Source organism: Streptococcus sanguinis, assembly GCF_050234405.1.
GTDB classification, from domain to species: domain Bacteria; phylum Bacillota; class Bacilli; order Lactobacillales; family Streptococcaceae; genus Streptococcus; species Streptococcus sanguinis_W.
Window position 1 is genome coordinate 244,128 of the sequence record NZ_CP092117.1, and the last position, 15,844, is coordinate 259,971.

The following is a 15,844-nucleotide window of genomic DNA, read 5'->3' on the forward strand; positions in this document are numbered from 1 at the left end:
TCATTTCTTAGTAACTATAACACGAATTTTATCGATAATCAATAAAAAACTATCGAAAAAAGATAAAATCGGTCTTAAGGACTAGATGAAAGTTTCTAAAAAAGTTCTTATTTTATAGAGATGGATTTCTTGTCAGGAGATGAACAGAGCAGAAGACGATGAATATTTTGCTTGATTTTTGGTATAATGAAAAACAGGAATTGTATACTCTTTCTGGTCAGAAGCGGAGTATGCGTAAGGAGGGAAGAATCTGTGGGTGTAAAGCTTGTTCATTATCGTAGTAAGTTATATGAATTTCTCATGGTGCCTGCCATCGTTTCAAGGGTTGATAAACATATGTGGAAGGATTTACGGCAGAATCAAAAGGAGCTGCTTCTTGATGTACAGCCGCACTATGATAAGCTTTATCAGGCTTTACTTCCCTTGAAGAGAGAGCTTGTTGCGGTTAGTTTGTTTGAAGGAGCTACGGTGGGACTGGCTCCGCTCCTCTACCTCTACTTGCTAGAAAAAGGAGAAGATCCGGCCAATTTGCATGACTTGTTAGAATGTTTGAAAAAACTAGACGCAGAGCAAATCCTCTATTGCTTATCGCTTAAGCTTTCTGCTGGGGAAGTCACCAAGGGATGTCCTGAGGATCTACTGTCTCTTATAGAGAATAGTGACAAGTCTCCGGAAAATAAATGGTACTGGTACCAAGCTATTCAGCATCCAGAGAAGCTTCGAGACAAATTGGTTTCCTTGCTGGAAAGAGTGTTCGAGCTCTATCAGCCTATTTATAAGCAGTTTGAGCAGGAAGTACTAGCTTTTGAACAAGAATTTAGCCTATCTGATGTGATGGATGATGAAGAGCAGAATGCCAAGCTCCTTGAAAAGGACACACGAGTCTTTGTTCTGTCACCCATGTTTATTGACTCTTTTCTCGAAAAGGTTCCTGATTTCACTTCCTATTCCTTAGTCCTTTCGACGAGAAGTTCCCAGTTATCAAAGGCGGAATCAGAGCTTAACGATGAAACATTGGCTCTGACCTTAAAAACTCTTGGTGATGAAACCCGCTATAAAGTCTTGATTGAATTGATTCAACCGCATGCCAAGAATAAAGATATAGCTAAAAAACTGGGGCTTACAAGAGCCTCTATCTCATTCCATACGCAGAAGCTGCTAAATTCTGGCTTGCTGGAGCTTGTGGTGGATGATGATTCTGTTAAATACACGGTCAACAAAGAACTGATTCAAAAAATTATAGAGAAGCTCAAACAAGACCTAAAATAGTTTGAGAAGACCTGGATTCATTCTAGGTCTTCTTTTTGTAAAATAATAATCTAATAAAAATTTGACAATTGGCTAATTTATTGCTATGATTTGTTAAACAAAAATCTAACAAGAGTAAAGGAGATGTCGTATGATTGTTTTTACAAAAAACAAAAATTTTCGCCAGTTGCTCATCAATCAATGGATTTCAGGTTTTGGAGACGTTGTTTTTTATTTGGCTTTGATGAACTATGTTTCCGCCTATTCCTTTGCTCCACTTGCGGTTTTATTGATTTCTCTTTCTGAAACGCTACCCCAGTTAATTCAAGTTTTTACTGGAGTTGCGGCGGACTTTCAGAAGAATCGTATTCATAAATACCTGCTTATACAGTTTAGTAAGGTTGTGTTATATAGCTTAGTAACGTTTTTGCTACTTATACAAGACTTCTCCTTCTTGATTCTGCTTGTGATTTGCTTGATTAACTTTCTGTCGGATAGTCTGAGTTATTTTTCAGGTGCCATGCTGACGCCGGTTTATGTAAAGGTGATTGAGCAAGATATGACCTCTGCAATGGGCTTTCGGCAGGCTAGTATGAGTCTGGTTCATATTTTGGGGAATCTAGCTGGCGGTTTTCTCATCGCTTGGTTGAGTATCGGAGCTTTGGCAGGACTGAATGCTCTGACGTTCTTGCTAGCTTATCTAGGCTTTTGGCATATTAGTAAAAGCTTACAGGACTTAGAACCGGAGTTTAGCAGTGTCAAGGAGCTAAATAGAGAAAATTATTGGCAGCATTTATTGGATTCTCTTAAAGTCTTGCTGGGATTGAAAAATGTTGTGAGGTTGTTATTGGTTTCAACATTTGGACAGGTCACTCTGAATATTCTGACGCCAGTAACGACTCTCTTATTGCTGAAAAGGCCTTTTTGGAATTTGCAGGTTGGTCAGTCCATTGCTGTGTTAATTGTTTTAAGTTCCACTGGTTTGATTTTAGGGAATATTTTGAGTGGCAGTTTGCTGAAAAAACTTTCAACTAAGCTTGCTATGTATAGTAGCCAAGTATGTGAAGGTTTTATTCTTTGCGGTTTTTTCTGGCAAAACTTTTTACTTGTACTGATAGCAAGCTTTGCTTGCTCAGTTACAGTCGGTCTTCTGAGTCCAAGATTGCAGAAATCTGTATTCAGCATGATTCCAGAAGAAGCGATGGGAGCCATCCAGTCAGCTATTAATCTATTTAGCATGGCTGTTCCGAGTGTTTTATCCATGCTGTTAATAGCTCTTGCTAGCAGTTTGGGGGTTATTTATATTCTCCTCCCGCTTGTGTTAATGCTGGCACTGTCTTTCTACTTGATTATTCCAATGGAGAACTTGAAGGCAGATTCGGATAGCTGTTGAATGGCAGCTATCTTATTTTTTCTGCTTTGAAGCGACTTCTGATTTTTCAGGTCATTTTTGGTATAATAAAGGACAGGAAATACAAGGAAGTAAAGTATGAAAATTTTTGATACACACACGCATTTAAATGTGGAAGAATTTGCTGGTCGAGAGGAAGAGGAACTGCAGCTGGCTGCAGAAATGGGCGTCAGCAAAATAAATATTGTCGGTTTTGACCGACCGACTATTGAGCGCGCCTTGGAGTTGGCTGACAGCTATGATCAGCTTTATGTTACGATTGGCTGGCATCCGACTGAGGCGGGGACTTATGATGAGGCGGTGGAAGCTTATCTGTTGGACAAGCTTCGTCACCCCAAGGTTGTAGCTCTGGGCGAGATTGGGCTGGACTATCACTGGATGACTGCGCCCAAGGATGTTCAGGAGCGGGTTTTTCGTCGTCAGATTCAGCTGTCTAAGGACTTAGATTTGCCCTTTGTCGTTCACACACGTGACGCATTGGAGGATACCTATGAGATTATCAAGAGTGAAGGTGTAGGCCCTAAGGGCGGTATCATGCACTCTTATTCGGGTTCTTTAGAAATGGCAGAGCGCTTTATCGAGCTAGGAATGATGATTTCCTTTTCTGGAGTTGCCACCTTTAAAAAAGCGACGGATATTCAGGAGGCTGCGCAGAACCTGCCTTTGGACAAAATCCTTGTTGAGACGGATGCACCTTATCTGGCGCCAGTTCCCAAGCGTGGTCGAGAAAATAAAACAGCCTATACTCGCTATGTGGTAGAGAAAATTGCTGAGCTGCGTGGACTGCCTGTCGAAGAAGTGGCACAAGCAACCTATGATAATGCAAAGAAGGTGTTTGGGCTTGACTGAGAAGAAAAAAATCCCTCAGGTAATCGTCGTTGAGGGCAAGGATGATACAGCTAACCTTCAGCGATTTTACCAAGTCGACACTTACGAGACGAGAGGTTCTGCTATCAATGAAGAAGACCTAGAGCGGATTGAGAAACTGCACCAGCTTCGTGGGGTTATTGTCTTTACCGATCCAGACTACAATGGCGAGCGTATCCGTCGAATGATTATGGAGGCAGTACCAACTGCTCAGCATGCCTTTCTTCGTCGAGATGAGGCAGCTCCCAAGTCTAAGAACAAGGGTAAATCGCTTGGGGTAGAGCATGCTTCATTTGAGGATTTACAGCAGGCATTGGCTGGGTTGGTCGGATATTTCGATGATGAGGATAATTTTGACATCACCAAAAGCGATCTTGTGCGACTAGGTCTGCTTATGAGAAGTGACAGCCGTCAGCGCCGAGAGTATCTGGGAGAAGAGCTCCGCATCGGCTATTCTAACGGCAAGCAGCTGCTTAAACGCTTGGAATTATTTGGAGTGACCTTGGCGGAAGTGGAAACTTTAATAAAAGATTATGAAAGGAAACAACATGGCAAATAGAAGCTATATTTATTTAAAAAACGGCGATGAGGCACGTATTCTAACGGAGGGAGTTTACACAATTCCTTGTTTTTGGCAATTATTTTGGGATGAAGAAGATTTGCAATCAGTTATTCCTATATGGGAAAAAGCGGAACAGCTCGAAGAAGAAGATGATGATGATGAGGCAGAAAGATTTTACCAAGAGCAGAATGTGGATATCTTAATTCCTATTGAAAAATTCCAGAAAAATGCTCTCCAAAATCGGTCTTTTTTAGAACAGTATGCTCCTCAGACCCTGCAACTGTATGATGACTTTGTTCGCTATATTCTTGTAAATGCTAAAGATGGTGATATGCTAGGATTCTATGTTTTAGAAGTTGTTTTTATGGACGAGTTGTCTATAGCTTCTGATAAACTTTTAAAAAATATCCGAGCTATTCAGGAAAGTGAAGCAAAAGATTTGGATTTTTCTTTAACAGGTAAGGACTTAATTGCTCTTGCTATGGGGTTTCCTGATTATTATGCCTCAGAATTATTGCCAGAAGACAATATTCTCGACTCGGTTGCATATCAAAATGAGTTGAAGAAAATGCAAGGCCAAGAAGCTAAACAAGAGCAAAGGCAAGAAGAGCTGGTACAAGTCCAAGAAGATGATCAAGGGCTTGATGAGACTGGGGTCGATGCAAAAGAGAACAAGCGAGCTAATGGCGTCATATATTTGCTTTTATTGGCACTAGTAATTAGGTTGATTTTTTATATGATGGTTAAGAGATAGAAAAGAGAGAAGATGAGAATTGCAGACCATAGTGTAACCCGTGCCATTCTGGAGCGTCACGGTTTCACCTTTAAAAAATCTTTCGGTCAGAATTTCCTGACGGACACCAACATCCTCCAGAAGATTGTGGACACAGCCGAGATTGACAGAAATGTCAATGTCATCGAAATTGGGCCTGGTATTGGGGCTTTGACGGAGTTTTTGGCAGAAAATGCTGCGGAAGTCATGGCCTTTGAGATTGATGATCGGCTGGTGCCAATTTTGGCGGATACTCTGAGCGATTTTGACAATGTGACAGTGGTCAATCAGGATATTCTCAAGGTTGATCTTGCCCAGTACATAGCGGAGTTTAAGAATCCAGACCTGCCTATCAAGGTAGTGGCGAACTTGCCATACTATATCACGACGCCGATTCTCATGCACTTGATTGAGAGCGGGATTCCTTTTAGTGAGTTTGTCGTGATGATGCAGAGAGAAGTAGCGGATCGGATATCAGCTCAGCCGAATACCAAGTCCTACGGCAGTTTGTCGATTGCGGTGCAGTATTATATGACGGCCAAGGTTGCCTTTATCGTGCCGCGGACAGTCTTTGTACCAGCGCCAAATGTGGATTCGGCGATTCTCAAGATGGTGCGCAGAGAGCGGCCAGCTGTTGAGGTACAGGACGAGAAATTCTTTTTCAAGGTCTCCAAGGCCAGCTTTGTCCACCGTCGGAAGACTCTCTGGAATAACCTGACCAGTTATTTTGGGAAGTCTGAGGAGACTAAAGGCAAACTGACAGCAGCTCTAGAACGAGCTAACTTATCTCCAAGTGTTCGGGGAGAAGCTCTGAGTTTAGAGGAATTTGCGCGCCTGGCAGATGCTTTGAAGTCTGAAGGATTATAAAAAAATAGAAGATCTGCTCTACATAGCTGGTCTTTTATTTTATTTATGAGGTGCATATGAGAGTGAAATATCTATCTTTGTTTTCTGCCCTGCTCTGGTTTTCGCAGTCCTTACTCCATTTCCTGCTTATGCTAGGTCTGCCTCTGGGACGTTTTGTATTTGGCGGCGCTTATATAGTATTTCCTTTATGGCTGCGTCCTGTCAACTTCCTGCTTTTCTTGCTGTGGGGTTTCTTTGGTTTCAGTTATCTATCTTTTGGTGGTTGGCTAAGAAGTAGCTTGAAGTCTTCTGTTCTGAGAAAGATCATCTTAAGCGGAACTGTTTTTCTCTTTTTGGCTACTGTTTTCAATTTCTTTGTGACCGCGAGTTTATTAGAGAAGTATTTAACAGGGGGGCTGACCTTTCTCGCTTTTCTCAGCAGTGTGATTCTGCTTCATAATAACAAAAAATCCTATCAATCATGATAGGATTGCTTTTTATGCGGAGGAAGGGATTTGAACCCTCACACCCGTACGGGCACATGCGCCTGAAGCATGCGTGTCTGCCGTTCCACCACCTCCGCTTGAGATTCTATTATAACTTATTTTTGTGAAAATGCCAATAGAGAATATCAGTTTTTTTCACTGTAAGAAAAAAGCAGAAAAATTTCTATTTTTTCTTTACTAAAATAGTTCTATGATATTGCCATTATAGCAAGTATTTGTTACAATTAGATTAATTACTTATTTAGGTAACGAAATAAAAAAGGAGAATGTTATGAAACTGAAAAAATGGCTGCTGTTTTTGATGCTGCCCCTTCTGTTTTTGCTGGATTTGAAGCTATTTACAGCAACTGCTCAAGCCGATGCTTTGAAAAATGCAATCACAGATATTAAGATCTGGGACCATTCTAATGGCCGCGAAGCAACCAAGGTTAACGGTGCTTACAATTTGGTTCAAGGAGGAAATTATCGCTATGAGCTAGTCTTTGATTTGTCTGCTTACGATAACAAGCTCAAGGATGGGGATACCTTTACCTTTACAGTGCCGAACGGTGCAACCATTGCTGATGGTACAACTTTTACTCTGACAGATAATGAAACGCAGGTCCAGCTCGGAGCTGCTAAGATGACATCGAATGGTTCAGGTAAGGGCGGTCTGATCACGGTTACTATTCAGAATTTGGCAGATTACAAGTCTAAGACAACTGCTAGTGGAGTAAGAGGAAGTTTCTTCTTTGACTTTCAGGCGACGACAGTAGGCGCTGATCAGGACTGGAATTATAAGCCTGAGGAAACTCAAGGCGCGATGAGCCATAAGGTAACCATTAACGAGCGCAAACAGAGCAGTTTTTCAACAGCCGGTGAAAACTACGCTAAGATTGGAGGAGTCATTGCTAAGAAGCCATATAATTCGGCTATTCTAGGCAAGAGCGGTGACTACTCGCATAACTGGACTGTTCGTATCAATACTCAGCAAAAGACCTATAATTCTCCGATTGTTATCAAGGACGTCATTCCAGATAGCAGTGCACCAATGCAATTCGTTCCGGAGCAACTTGTCCTTCGCCAAGGGGAGTACACGCAGAGTTTATCAAGTATTGCGAATTCTGTTATCTTGAAAGAAGGTCAAGATTATACGGTTGCCTATAATGACACTTATACAGAGTTTACTCTAACTATCAATAATCCAGGCAATCGTGCCTTTATGTTGAACTATATGACAACTTCACCAGCTGATGGTTCTTTGGTATCCAATACGGCTGAGATGGAAGTTGATAATACAAAACTGCCATTCAGGGATGATCGTCCTGGTCAGACGAGCTCTACAGTAGAGCGCAGCAGCCGGATTACAGAAGGCGGTGTTATCACTGCAGATATCAGTAACAGTCTGGTTCTCTACAAACAAGATTCTAAGACTGGTAAAATGCTGGAAGGCGCTGTCTTTAAGGTGACAACTCCTAGCGGTGAAGAGATTACTCTGCCACAGACTGATGCTAACGGTCGGGTTTCTACACAGCCTTTCTCAAGTGAAGAAATCAAGAAAGGCCAATTCACAGTAGAGGAAGTAACAGCTCCGGAAGGCTATGTACTGGACAGCAATCCGATGAAAGTGACTATCAAGGCTGACGGAGCGGTTAAGACAGTCAAGAATACGATGGATCCAAATGCCAGCAAAAAGCTGACAGTCAAGAAAGTTTGGAAAGATGAAAGCAATCAGGATGGAAAGCGTCCAGCTTCTATTGCTGTAGATGTCTACGCTAACGGTCAAAAACTGGCTGATAAGACAGTGACTGTAACTGGTAGTAGTACAGATGCGGAGTGGACAGCTCAGACAACTGATTTACCAATCTTTGATGCAAGTGGTCAAAAAATCACCTATACAATCGGTGAAGATCAGCTTGATGGCTATGAAGCTCCAGAAGTAGATCAGGAAAATCTCACTGTTACCAATAGTCGTACGCCAGAGAAAATCTCTATCAAAGCCAGCAAGAAATGGGATGACGCTGAAAATCAAGATGGCAAACGTCCTGCCAATGTTGTTTTAAAACTTTATAAAGAAGTTGGTGGTCAGAAATCAGAAGTTGCGAACAGAACTCTGACCGAAGCTGACCAGTGGGCGACTGAGTTCACTAACTTGAACAAGTATGAAAAGGGCCAAGAAGTTGTTTATTCTCTGGAAGAAGACGCGGTCCCTCACTATCAATCTCAGGTAACTGGCAATGCTGCTGACGGCTTTGTAGTGACCAACACTTACAAGCCAGAAACCATCAAGATTTCCGGTCAGAAGAAGTGGGAAGATGCGGAAAACCAAGACGGCAAGCGCCCAAATGCTGTTAGAGTCAAGATCTTGAAAGGCCAAGATATTGTCGATGTGCAGGAAGTGACGGCTGCTAACGGTTGGAAATATGAATCTAATCCTCTTCCTAAGTATGCAGCAGGCCAAGAAATTGCTTATACTGTTGCAGAAGAAGCTGTCTCAGGCTACACAAGCAAGGTGGATGGCTACAACATCACCAACTCTTACACTCCAGAAACGGTCAAGATTTCTGGTCAGAAGAAGTGGGATGATGCAGATAACCAAGATGGTAAGCGCCCAGCTTCTGTTAAGGTTAAGATTCTGAATGGCGATACGGTTGTGGATGAGCAAAATGTGACTTCTGCTAACGACTGGAAGTATGAGTCCAAGGCTTTGCCTAAGTACGCAGCAGGTCAAGAAATCACTTATACCGTAAGTGAGGAAGCTGTACCAGGTTATACTAGCAAAGTGGATGGTTACAACATTACTAACTCTTACACTCCAGAGACAACGACTGTGTCTGGAAGCAAGACTTGGGAGGATGGCGATAACCAGGATGGTAAGCGCCCAGCTTCTATCACAGTTAATCTGCTAGCTGACGGTCAAAAAGTCAATACCCAAACAGTCGGAGAGGCAGAAGGCTGGTCTTACAACTTTACTGGCTTGCCAGTCTACAAGGATGGCCAACGAATTACCTATACAGTAACGGAAGAAGCTGTGCCAGGTTATTCAACTAATCTTAATGGCTACAATATCACTAACTCTTATACACCAGAGAAGACAGAAATCACTGCTAGCAAGACTTGGAATGACAGCGACAATCAAGACGGCAAGCGTCCAACTAAGATTAGCATTAAGCTGATGAAGACAGTCGGCGGTGTCAAGACAGAAGTCGCTAGCAAGGAAGTGACGGCTGCTGATCAATGGCAAACCAAATTTGAAAATCTGCCAGTCTATGAAAATGGTCAGAAGATTGATTACTCTATCGAGGAAGATGATGTAGCTGGCTACACTAAAGAAATCAAAGATTTCACAGTTACCAACTCTTACACTCCAGAGATGATTAAGATTTCCGGTCAAAAAGTCTGGGATGACGCTGATAACCAAGATGGCAAGCGTCCAGCTTCTGTTAAGGTTAAGGTGAAAAATGGCGATACTATCGTAGATGAGCTGGAAGTAACAGCTGCTAACGATTGGAAGTTTGAGTCTAAAGCTCTTCCTAAGTATGCAGCAGGTCAAGAGATTGCCTACACTGTCACCGAAGAAGCGGTTGCAGAATATCAAACTAAGATTGATAAGTTCACCATTACCAATTCTTACACTCCTCAAAGTACGGAGTATGCTGTTACGAAGGTCTGGGATGATGCTAATAACCAAGACGGCAAGCGTCCAGCTTCTATCACAGTGCAGCTGTATCGCTCAGTAAACGGTCAAGATCCAATTGCTGTCGCAGGTAAGACATTGACCTTGACGGCTGATAATGAGGCAGCTGCTAACACTTGGAAAGCAAGTTTCACCAATCTGCCTCAGTTTGACAAGGGACAGGAGATTACCTACTCTGTCAAAGAGGATGATGCAACAGTAGCCGCTTTGAAAGAAAAGGGTTACAGTCCGAAAGTAGAAGGTCAGAAGATTACCAACTCTCATACTCCAGAGCAGGTTAAAGTTTCTGGTCAGAAAGTCTGGGATGATGCAGACGATCAAGACGGCAAACGCCCAACATCTATTACAGTTAAGGTAATGGATGGAAGCACTATTGTTGATACACTTGAAGTAACAGCTGCTAATGGATGGAAGTTTGAATCTAAAGACCTGCCTAAATATAGAAATGGTCAAGAGATTGCCTACACACTTAAGGAAGATGCTGTTGCTCAGTATGAAACTAAGATTGATAAGTTCACCGTTACCAACTCCTACACACCGGAAACTGTTAAAGTCTCTGGTCAAAAGGTTTGGGATGATGCTAATAATCAAGACGGCAAGCGCCCAGCTTCTATCAAGGTAAAGATTTTGGACGGAGATAAGGTTGTAGATGAGCTGGAAGTGACAGCTGCTACTGACTGGAAGTTTGAGTCCAAAGATCTACCTAAGAATAAGAAGGGCAAGAAAATCAACTATACAGTCCTTGAAGAAGTGACGGTTGAGGGGTATAGCAGCAGCCAAGAACAAGCAACAGATGGCAGCTTCACTTTGACTAACAGCTATAAACCAACACAGATTGCTGTTAAGGGAACTGCGGTATGGTCAGATGCTGAAAATCAAGATAAGGTGCGACCTTCTAAGATTACTGTTCGCCTCTTGGCAGATGGCAAACCAATTAAAGAAGAGGTTGTGTCAGAAGAAAATGGTTGGCAGTATAACTTTAGCGACCTTCCTAAGTACAAGGACGGTAAGGAAATTGTCTATAGTGTTGCGGCTGATCCAGTTGATGGCTACAAGCTTGAGATCAACGGTACTCAGCTGACCTTCAGTCATATCCCTGCTAAGAAAGATGCTGTTGAAGGAGCGGTAAATAATAAGCCAGGCGTTCAAGCTCCGAAAGTCGGAGGGAAAACTCTTCCTCGTACTGGTCAGGAAGAAAATCTCCTTGTTACTATTCTTGGCTTCCTAGCAGCGCTTCTCGCAGGAGGAATGCTGATGGATAAGGCGAAACGCAGCTAATCAGTTTTGAGACTTACTGAAAATTACAGTGAGCGTCTCATTTGATATAAAAAAGCGAACAGGTTCTTTTGGACTTGTTCGCTTTTATCATGTCAGTTTCATCTCAAGTATTTTAAAGTAGCTGCTTTCTATGAAAAATGAACCTGACCTTAAGAAATGCCTTCTATGCAAAACAAGCAAGCTAAATCTCGCATTTTTTGTTATAATGAGTGTATTAACTTTTAAGGAGCAATCTTGCAAGGAAAAATCATTAAGGCTCTAGCTGGCTTTTATTATGTAGAGTCGGACGGACAGGTTTATCAAACCAGAGCGCGGGGTAATTTTCGTAAAAAAGGGCAGACACCTTATGTCGGTGATGAAGTCGAATTTTCAGCAGAAAAAGACTCGGAAGGCTATATTTTAAAAATAGCAGAGCGAAAGAACAGTCTCGTGCGGCCGCCGATTGTCAACATTGACCAGGCAGTTGTAATCATGAGCGCGAAAGAGCCAGATTTCAATGCCAATCTGTTAGATCGTTTTCTGGTGCTTTTAGAGCATAAGAGGATTCATCCTATTATCTACATCAGCAAGTTAGACCTGCTTGAAGATGAGCAGAGCTTGGATGTCTATGTACAGGCCTATCAGTCCATCGGCTATGAGGTCATTAAGACGACTGAGGAGTTGCTGCCATTGCTGACAGGGAAAATCACTGTTTTCATGGGACAGACTGGGGTTGGAAAGTCCACTCTGCTCAATAAAATCGCCCCAGACCTGCAGCTAGAAACAGGAGAGATTTCTGAAAGTCTTGGCCGCGGCCGTCATACGACGAGGGCTGTCAGTTTTTACAATCTAAACGGTGGGAAGATTGCCGACACACCAGGATTTTCGTCTTTGGATTACGAGGTGACTACAGCTGAAGATCTCAATCAAGCTTTTCTGGAGATTGCTGAGGTCAGCCAGTCCTGTAAATTTCGTACTTGCACTCATACCCACGAGCCAGCTTGTGCCGTTAAGCCAGCAGTCGAGTCCGGCCAGATAGCGTCATTCCGCTTTGATAATTACCTGCAGTTTCTCAGCGAGATCGAGAATCGTCGGGAGACCTATAAAAAAGTTGCCAAAAAAAATTCTAAATAAGGAGAAGAACTATGACTTCATTCAAAATTGCCCCTTCAATCTTAAGTGCGGACTATGCTAATTTTGAATCAGAACTGAAAAAGTTAGAAGCGACAGGTGCTGAGTACGCCCATATCGATATTATGGATGGCCATTTTGTACCCAATATCAGCTTTGGGGCTGGGGTTGTTGCCAGTATGCGTCCTCACAGCAAGCTAGTCTTTGACTGCCATCTGATGGTTTCCAACCCTGAGCACCATATCGAAGAATTCGCTCGTGCCGGTGCAGATATTATCAGCATCCATGCCGAAGCGACGCCACATATCCACGGAGCACTGCAGAAGATTCGAGCAGCGGGAGTCAAGCCTAGTGTTGTGATTAATCCGGGAACACCAGTCGAAGCAGTCAAAAATGTTTTGAATTTGGTCGATCAAGTCCTTGTGATGACAGTTAATCCAGGCTTTGGCGGTCAGGCCTTTCTGCCAGAAACCATGGATAAGATTCGTGAACTGGTCGTTCTGCGCGAAGTCAATCAGCTGAATTTTGATATTGAAGTGGACGGCGGTATCGACGATAAGACTATTGGAATTGCTAAAGAGGCTGGTGCCAATGTCTTTGTAGCTGGCAGCTATGTCTTCAAGGGTGATGTCAATCATCAAGTTCAGACCTTACGGGATGCCCTGCATGACTAAGGTTGCGCTGTTTGCTGGCGGAAGCTTGGAGCATTTTAGCTTAGATTTTGATCTTTTGGTCGGAGTAGACCGTGGAAGCCTCTTTCTGCTTGAGCAGGGAGTTTGTCCTGACTTGGCTGTCGGAGATTTTGACTCTGTGAGCAAGGAAGAATTGCTACGTATAAAAGATAATGCCAAGGAAGTCGTTCAGGCCCATCCTGAAAAGGATGATACAGATTTGGAGTTAGCTGTTCTAGCTTGTTTTGAGCGCTATCCAGATGCTTGTCTGACCATTTTCGGAGCCTTTGGCGGCCGTCTGGATCATGCCTTGGCCAATGTTTTCCTGCCCAGTAATGAAAAAATTGCACCTTATATGGAGAAGATTTTTCTGGAAGATGAGCAGAATCTGCTGACCTATGTTCCCAAGGGGCGCCATGAAATCAAACCAGTAGCTGGCATGCGTTATCTAGCCTTTCTGCCATCGGATGATGCTGCCTTAACGATTGAGGGCGCCAAATATCCGCTCAATAAAGATAATTTTTTTTTCAAAAAAGTGTATGCTTCTAACGAATTTATAGATAAGCCCATTTATTTGGACTTTGATAGCGGCTATACAGTCGTCATTTACAGCAAAGACAGGAGCTGATATGGAGTTTATAATCATCCTCATTCTTTTAGGAAATCTAGTGCTGACCTTTCTTTTATGGCAAAAGCTTAGTCAGCAGACCGAGACGCTAAAGCAAGTCTTGGAAAATCAGGCAGATCATCTATCGGATCAGTTGGACTATCGCTTGGAGCAGGAAAGTCAGAAAAAGCAAACAGCTCAAAAAGAGCTGGAATTAGCTCTGGGAGACCGCTTGAGCGAGGTCAGGACAGATTTGCACCGCAACCTAACAGACCTGCGCTTGGAGATCAGTGACAACCTGACCAAGAATCGGGATAAAACTGACGAGCGTATGCGGCAAATCCAAGAGTCCAATGAAACCCGTCTAGAGCAGATGCGGCAGACTGTTGAAGAGAAACTGGAAAAAACACTTCAGACTCGTCTTCAGACTTCTTTTGAAACGGTCTCTAAGCAGTTGGAGTCTGTCAATCGTGGTCTGGGAGAAATGCAGAGTGTTGCCCGAGATGTCGGCACGCTGAACAAGGTCCTTTCCAACACCAAGACCCGAGGGATTCTAGGGGAATTGCAGTTGGGCCAGATTATCGAGGATATCATGACGGCCAGTCAGTATGAGCGAGAGTTTGTGACGGTGGCCGGCTCCAGCGAGCGTGTCGAATATGCCATTAAACTGCCAGGACAGACGGAGCATGAATATGTCTATCTGCCCATTGATTCTAAGTTTCCTCTAGCTGATTACTACCGTTTGGAAGATGCTTATGAGTCTGGCAGCAAGGAAGAAATTGAGCTCTATCGCAAGTCTCTCTTAGCAAGTGTTAAACGCTTTGCCAAGGATATTAAGAGTAAATATCTGGCACCGCCAGCTACGACCAATTTTGGCATTATGTTTCTGCCAACGGAAGGTCTCTATTCGGAAGTTGTCCGCAATCCAGCCTTTTTTGACAGTTTGCGGAGGGAGGAGCAGATTGTGGTTGCGGGGCCATCTACCCTCTCTGCTCTGCTCAATTCACTGTCTGTCGGTTTTAAAACGCTCAATATTCAAAAAAGTGCGGACGACATCAGCAAGGTTCTGGGCTCTGTCAAATCCGAGTTTAACAAGTTCGGTGGAATTCTGACCAAGGCACAGAAACATTTGCAGCATGCTTCGGGCAATATTGATGAACTATTAACCCGGCGGACAGGAGCTATCGAAAGAACCTTACGCCATATTGAGCTGTCTGACCAAGACCTCGATTTGGACTTACTTGATTTTTCAGAAGAAAGGGAAAACAATGAAGATTAATCAAATGAAAAAAGATGAACTGTTTGAAGGTTTCTATCTGATCAAGTCAGCAGAAGTCCGTCAGACAAGGGCCGGGAAAAATTATCTGGCTTTCACTTTCCAAGACGATACAGGGGTAATTGAAGGTAAACTCTGGGATGCTCAGCCACATAATGTTGAAGAATTTACTGCTGGCAAGGTCGTGCATATGCAAGGCCGACGGGAGGTCTACAATAACACACCCCAAGTCAATCAGTTGACCCTGCGTCTTCCTAAGGCTGGAGAGCCCAATGATCCAGCGGATTTCAAGGAAAAACCGCCAGTAGACCAGAAAGAAATCCGAGACTATTTATCTCAGATGATTTTTAAGATTGAGAATTCGGTCTGGCAGCGCGTGGTCCGCTCGCTTTATAGCAAGTACGACAAGGAGTTTTATTCTTATCCAGCTGCCAAGACCAATCACCATGCTTTTGAGTCGGGACTAGCCTTTCATACCGCTACTATGGTCAAGCTGGCAGATGCTATCGGAGACATTTATCCTCAGCTTAATAAAAGCTTGCTCTTTGCTGGGATCATGCTTCATGACTTGGCCAAGGTTATTGAACTCAGCGGTCCGGAAAATACAGAGTACACTGTGCGAGGCAATCTTATTGGTCACATCGCTTTGATTGATGAGGAACTGACCAAGACCCTGATGGAGCTGAAAATTGACGATAGTAAGGAAGAGGTTATTGTCCTGCGCCATGTCCTTCTCAGCCACCACGGTCTCTTGGAATATGGCAGTCCTGTACGGCCTAAGATTATGGAGGCAGAAATTCTGCACATGATTGATAATCTGGATGCGGAGATGATGATGATGACTGCTGCCTTAGGACTTGTGGATCCAGGTGAAATGAGCAATAAAATATTCGCTCTTGAAGGCCGTTCTTTCTACAAACCAAAACTTGAACAGTAAAATACGAAAAATGGACATTACTTGGAAAAGAATGTTCGTTTTTTTGTTTCTGTTATGGTATAATGAATAAAATAACT

The 15,844-nt window shown here is 43.1% G+C and carries 13 protein-coding genes and 1 tRNA gene; 13 read left to right on the top strand and 1 reads right to left on the bottom strand.

Going from position 1 to position 15,844, the window contains the following annotated elements:
- Positions 1 to 186: 186 nt before the first annotated feature.
- The 7 genes from MFP28_RS01330 (at position 187) to MFP28_RS01360 (ending at position 6,191) form a co-directional block, all read left to right on the top strand.
- Positions 187 to 1,269 carry an ArsR/SmtB family transcription factor gene (locus tag MFP28_RS01330; RefSeq protein ID WP_002907907.1) on the top strand — a complete coding sequence of 361 codons (1,083 nt, stop codon included), beginning with the start codon at positions 187 to 189 and terminating at the stop codon, positions 1,267 to 1,269.
- 130 nt (positions 1,270 to 1,399) lie between these two features.
- Positions 1,400 to 2,641, top strand: coding sequence for an MFS transporter (locus tag MFP28_RS01335; RefSeq protein ID WP_002907908.1), 1,242 nt, complete (start codon positions 1,400 to 1,402; stop codon positions 2,639 to 2,641).
- Between the two features lie 96 nt (positions 2,642 to 2,737).
- On the top strand, positions 2,738 to 3,508 hold the full coding sequence (locus tag MFP28_RS01340) for a TatD family hydrolase (protein WP_002907909.1): 771 nt from the start codon (positions 2,738 to 2,740) through the stop codon (positions 3,506 to 3,508).
- Positions 3,501 to 4,085, top strand: a complete 585-nt coding sequence (gene rnmV, locus MFP28_RS01345; protein WP_002907910.1) for a ribonuclease M5 — start codon at positions 3,501 to 3,503, stop codon at positions 4,083 to 4,085. The genes MFP28_RS01340 and rnmV overlap by 8 nt, the downstream gene beginning before the upstream one ends.
- A complete protein-coding gene (locus MFP28_RS01350) occupies positions 4,075 to 4,842 on the top strand; it encodes a hypothetical protein (protein WP_032916175.1) in 768 nt (255 codons plus the stop codon). Before rnmV ends, MFP28_RS01350 begins: the two co-directional genes overlap by 11 nt.
- A 12-nt stretch (positions 4,843 to 4,854) precedes the next feature.
- On the top strand, positions 4,855 to 5,727 hold the full coding sequence (rsmA, locus tag MFP28_RS01355) for a 16S rRNA (adenine(1518)-N(6)/adenine(1519)-N(6))-dimethyltransferase RsmA (protein WP_002907913.1): 873 nt from the start codon (positions 4,855 to 4,857) through the stop codon (positions 5,725 to 5,727).
- 56 nt (positions 5,728 to 5,783) lie between these two features.
- Positions 5,784 to 6,191 carry a hypothetical protein gene (locus MFP28_RS01360; RefSeq protein ID WP_002907914.1) on the top strand — a complete coding sequence of 136 codons (408 nt, stop codon included), beginning with the start codon at positions 5,784 to 5,786 and terminating at the stop codon, positions 6,189 to 6,191.
- 15 nt (positions 6,192 to 6,206) lie between these two features.
- On the opposite strand, the gene MFP28_RS01365 is transcribed toward MFP28_RS01360, so the two are convergent.
- Positions 6,207 to 6,289, bottom strand: a tRNA-Leu gene (locus tag MFP28_RS01365).
- Between the two features lie 194 nt (positions 6,290 to 6,483).
- On the opposite strand from MFP28_RS01365, the gene MFP28_RS01370 reads away from it, so the two are divergent.
- From MFP28_RS01370 to MFP28_RS01395, 6 genes are all read left to right on the top strand, one after another.
- Positions 6,484 to 11,166 carry a Cna B-type domain-containing protein gene (locus MFP28_RS01370; protein WP_002907915.1) on the top strand — a complete coding sequence of 1,561 codons (4,683 nt, stop codon included), beginning with the start codon at positions 6,484 to 6,486 and terminating at the stop codon, positions 11,164 to 11,166.
- A gap of 234 nt (positions 11,167 to 11,400) precedes the next feature.
- Positions 11,401 to 12,279, top strand: coding sequence for a ribosome small subunit-dependent GTPase A (rsgA, locus tag MFP28_RS01375; protein WP_002907919.1), 879 nt, complete (start codon positions 11,401 to 11,403; stop codon positions 12,277 to 12,279).
- 11 nt (positions 12,280 to 12,290) lie between these two features.
- Positions 12,291 to 12,950 (top strand): ribulose-phosphate 3-epimerase, encoded by a 660-nt coding sequence (rpe, locus tag MFP28_RS01380; protein WP_002893879.1) that lies wholly within the window; start codon positions 12,291 to 12,293, stop codon positions 12,948 to 12,950.
- Positions 12,943 to 13,575, top strand: a complete 633-nt coding sequence (locus MFP28_RS01385; protein WP_002907920.1) for a thiamine diphosphokinase — start codon at positions 12,943 to 12,945, stop codon at positions 13,573 to 13,575. Before rpe ends, MFP28_RS01385 begins: the two co-directional genes overlap by 8 nt.
- Position 13,576: 1 nt before the next feature.
- Positions 13,577 to 14,833 carry a DNA recombination protein RmuC gene (gene rmuC / locus MFP28_RS01390; protein ID WP_002907922.1) on the top strand — a complete coding sequence of 419 codons (1,257 nt, stop codon included), beginning with the start codon at positions 13,577 to 13,579 and terminating at the stop codon, positions 14,831 to 14,833.
- Complete coding sequence (locus MFP28_RS01395) at positions 14,823 to 15,767, top strand: 3'-5' exoribonuclease YhaM family protein (protein ID WP_002893873.1); 945 nt, start codon at positions 14,823 to 14,825, stop codon at positions 15,765 to 15,767. Before rmuC ends, MFP28_RS01395 begins: the two co-directional genes overlap by 11 nt.
- The last annotated feature ends 77 nt before the right edge of the window (positions 15,768 to 15,844 follow it).

Coding starts and splice junctions, on each gene's coding strand:
- MFP28_RS01330 (WP_002907907.1), top strand. CDS start 187: ATGAAAAACAGGAATTGTATACTCTTTCTGGTCAGAAGCGGAGTATGC.
- MFP28_RS01335 (WP_002907908.1), top strand. CDS start 1,400: ATGATTGTTTTTACAAAAAACAAAAATTTTCGCCAGTTGCTCATCAAT.
- MFP28_RS01340 (WP_002907909.1), top strand. CDS start 2,738: ATGAAAATTTTTGATACACACACGCATTTAAATGTGGAAGAATTTGCT.
- MFP28_RS01350 (WP_032916175.1), top strand. CDS start 4,075: ATGGCAAATAGAAGCTATATTTATTTAAAAAACGGCGATGAGGCACGT.
- rsmA (WP_002907913.1), top strand. CDS start 4,855: ATGAGAATTGCAGACCATAGTGTAACCCGTGCCATTCTGGAGCGTCAC.
- MFP28_RS01360 (WP_002907914.1), top strand. CDS start 5,784: ATGAGAGTGAAATATCTATCTTTGTTTTCTGCCCTGCTCTGGTTTTCG.
- MFP28_RS01370 (WP_002907915.1), top strand. CDS start 6,484: ATGAAACTGAAAAAATGGCTGCTGTTTTTGATGCTGCCCCTTCTGTTT.
- rpe (WP_002893879.1), top strand. CDS start 12,291: ATGACTTCATTCAAAATTGCCCCTTCAATCTTAAGTGCGGACTATGCT.
- MFP28_RS01385 (WP_002907920.1), top strand. CDS start 12,943: ATGACTAAGGTTGCGCTGTTTGCTGGCGGAAGCTTGGAGCATTTTAGC.
- rmuC (WP_002907922.1), top strand. CDS start 13,577: ATGGAGTTTATAATCATCCTCATTCTTTTAGGAAATCTAGTGCTGACC.
- MFP28_RS01395 (WP_002893873.1), top strand. CDS start 14,823: ATGAAGATTAATCAAATGAAAAAAGATGAACTGTTTGAAGGTTTCTAT.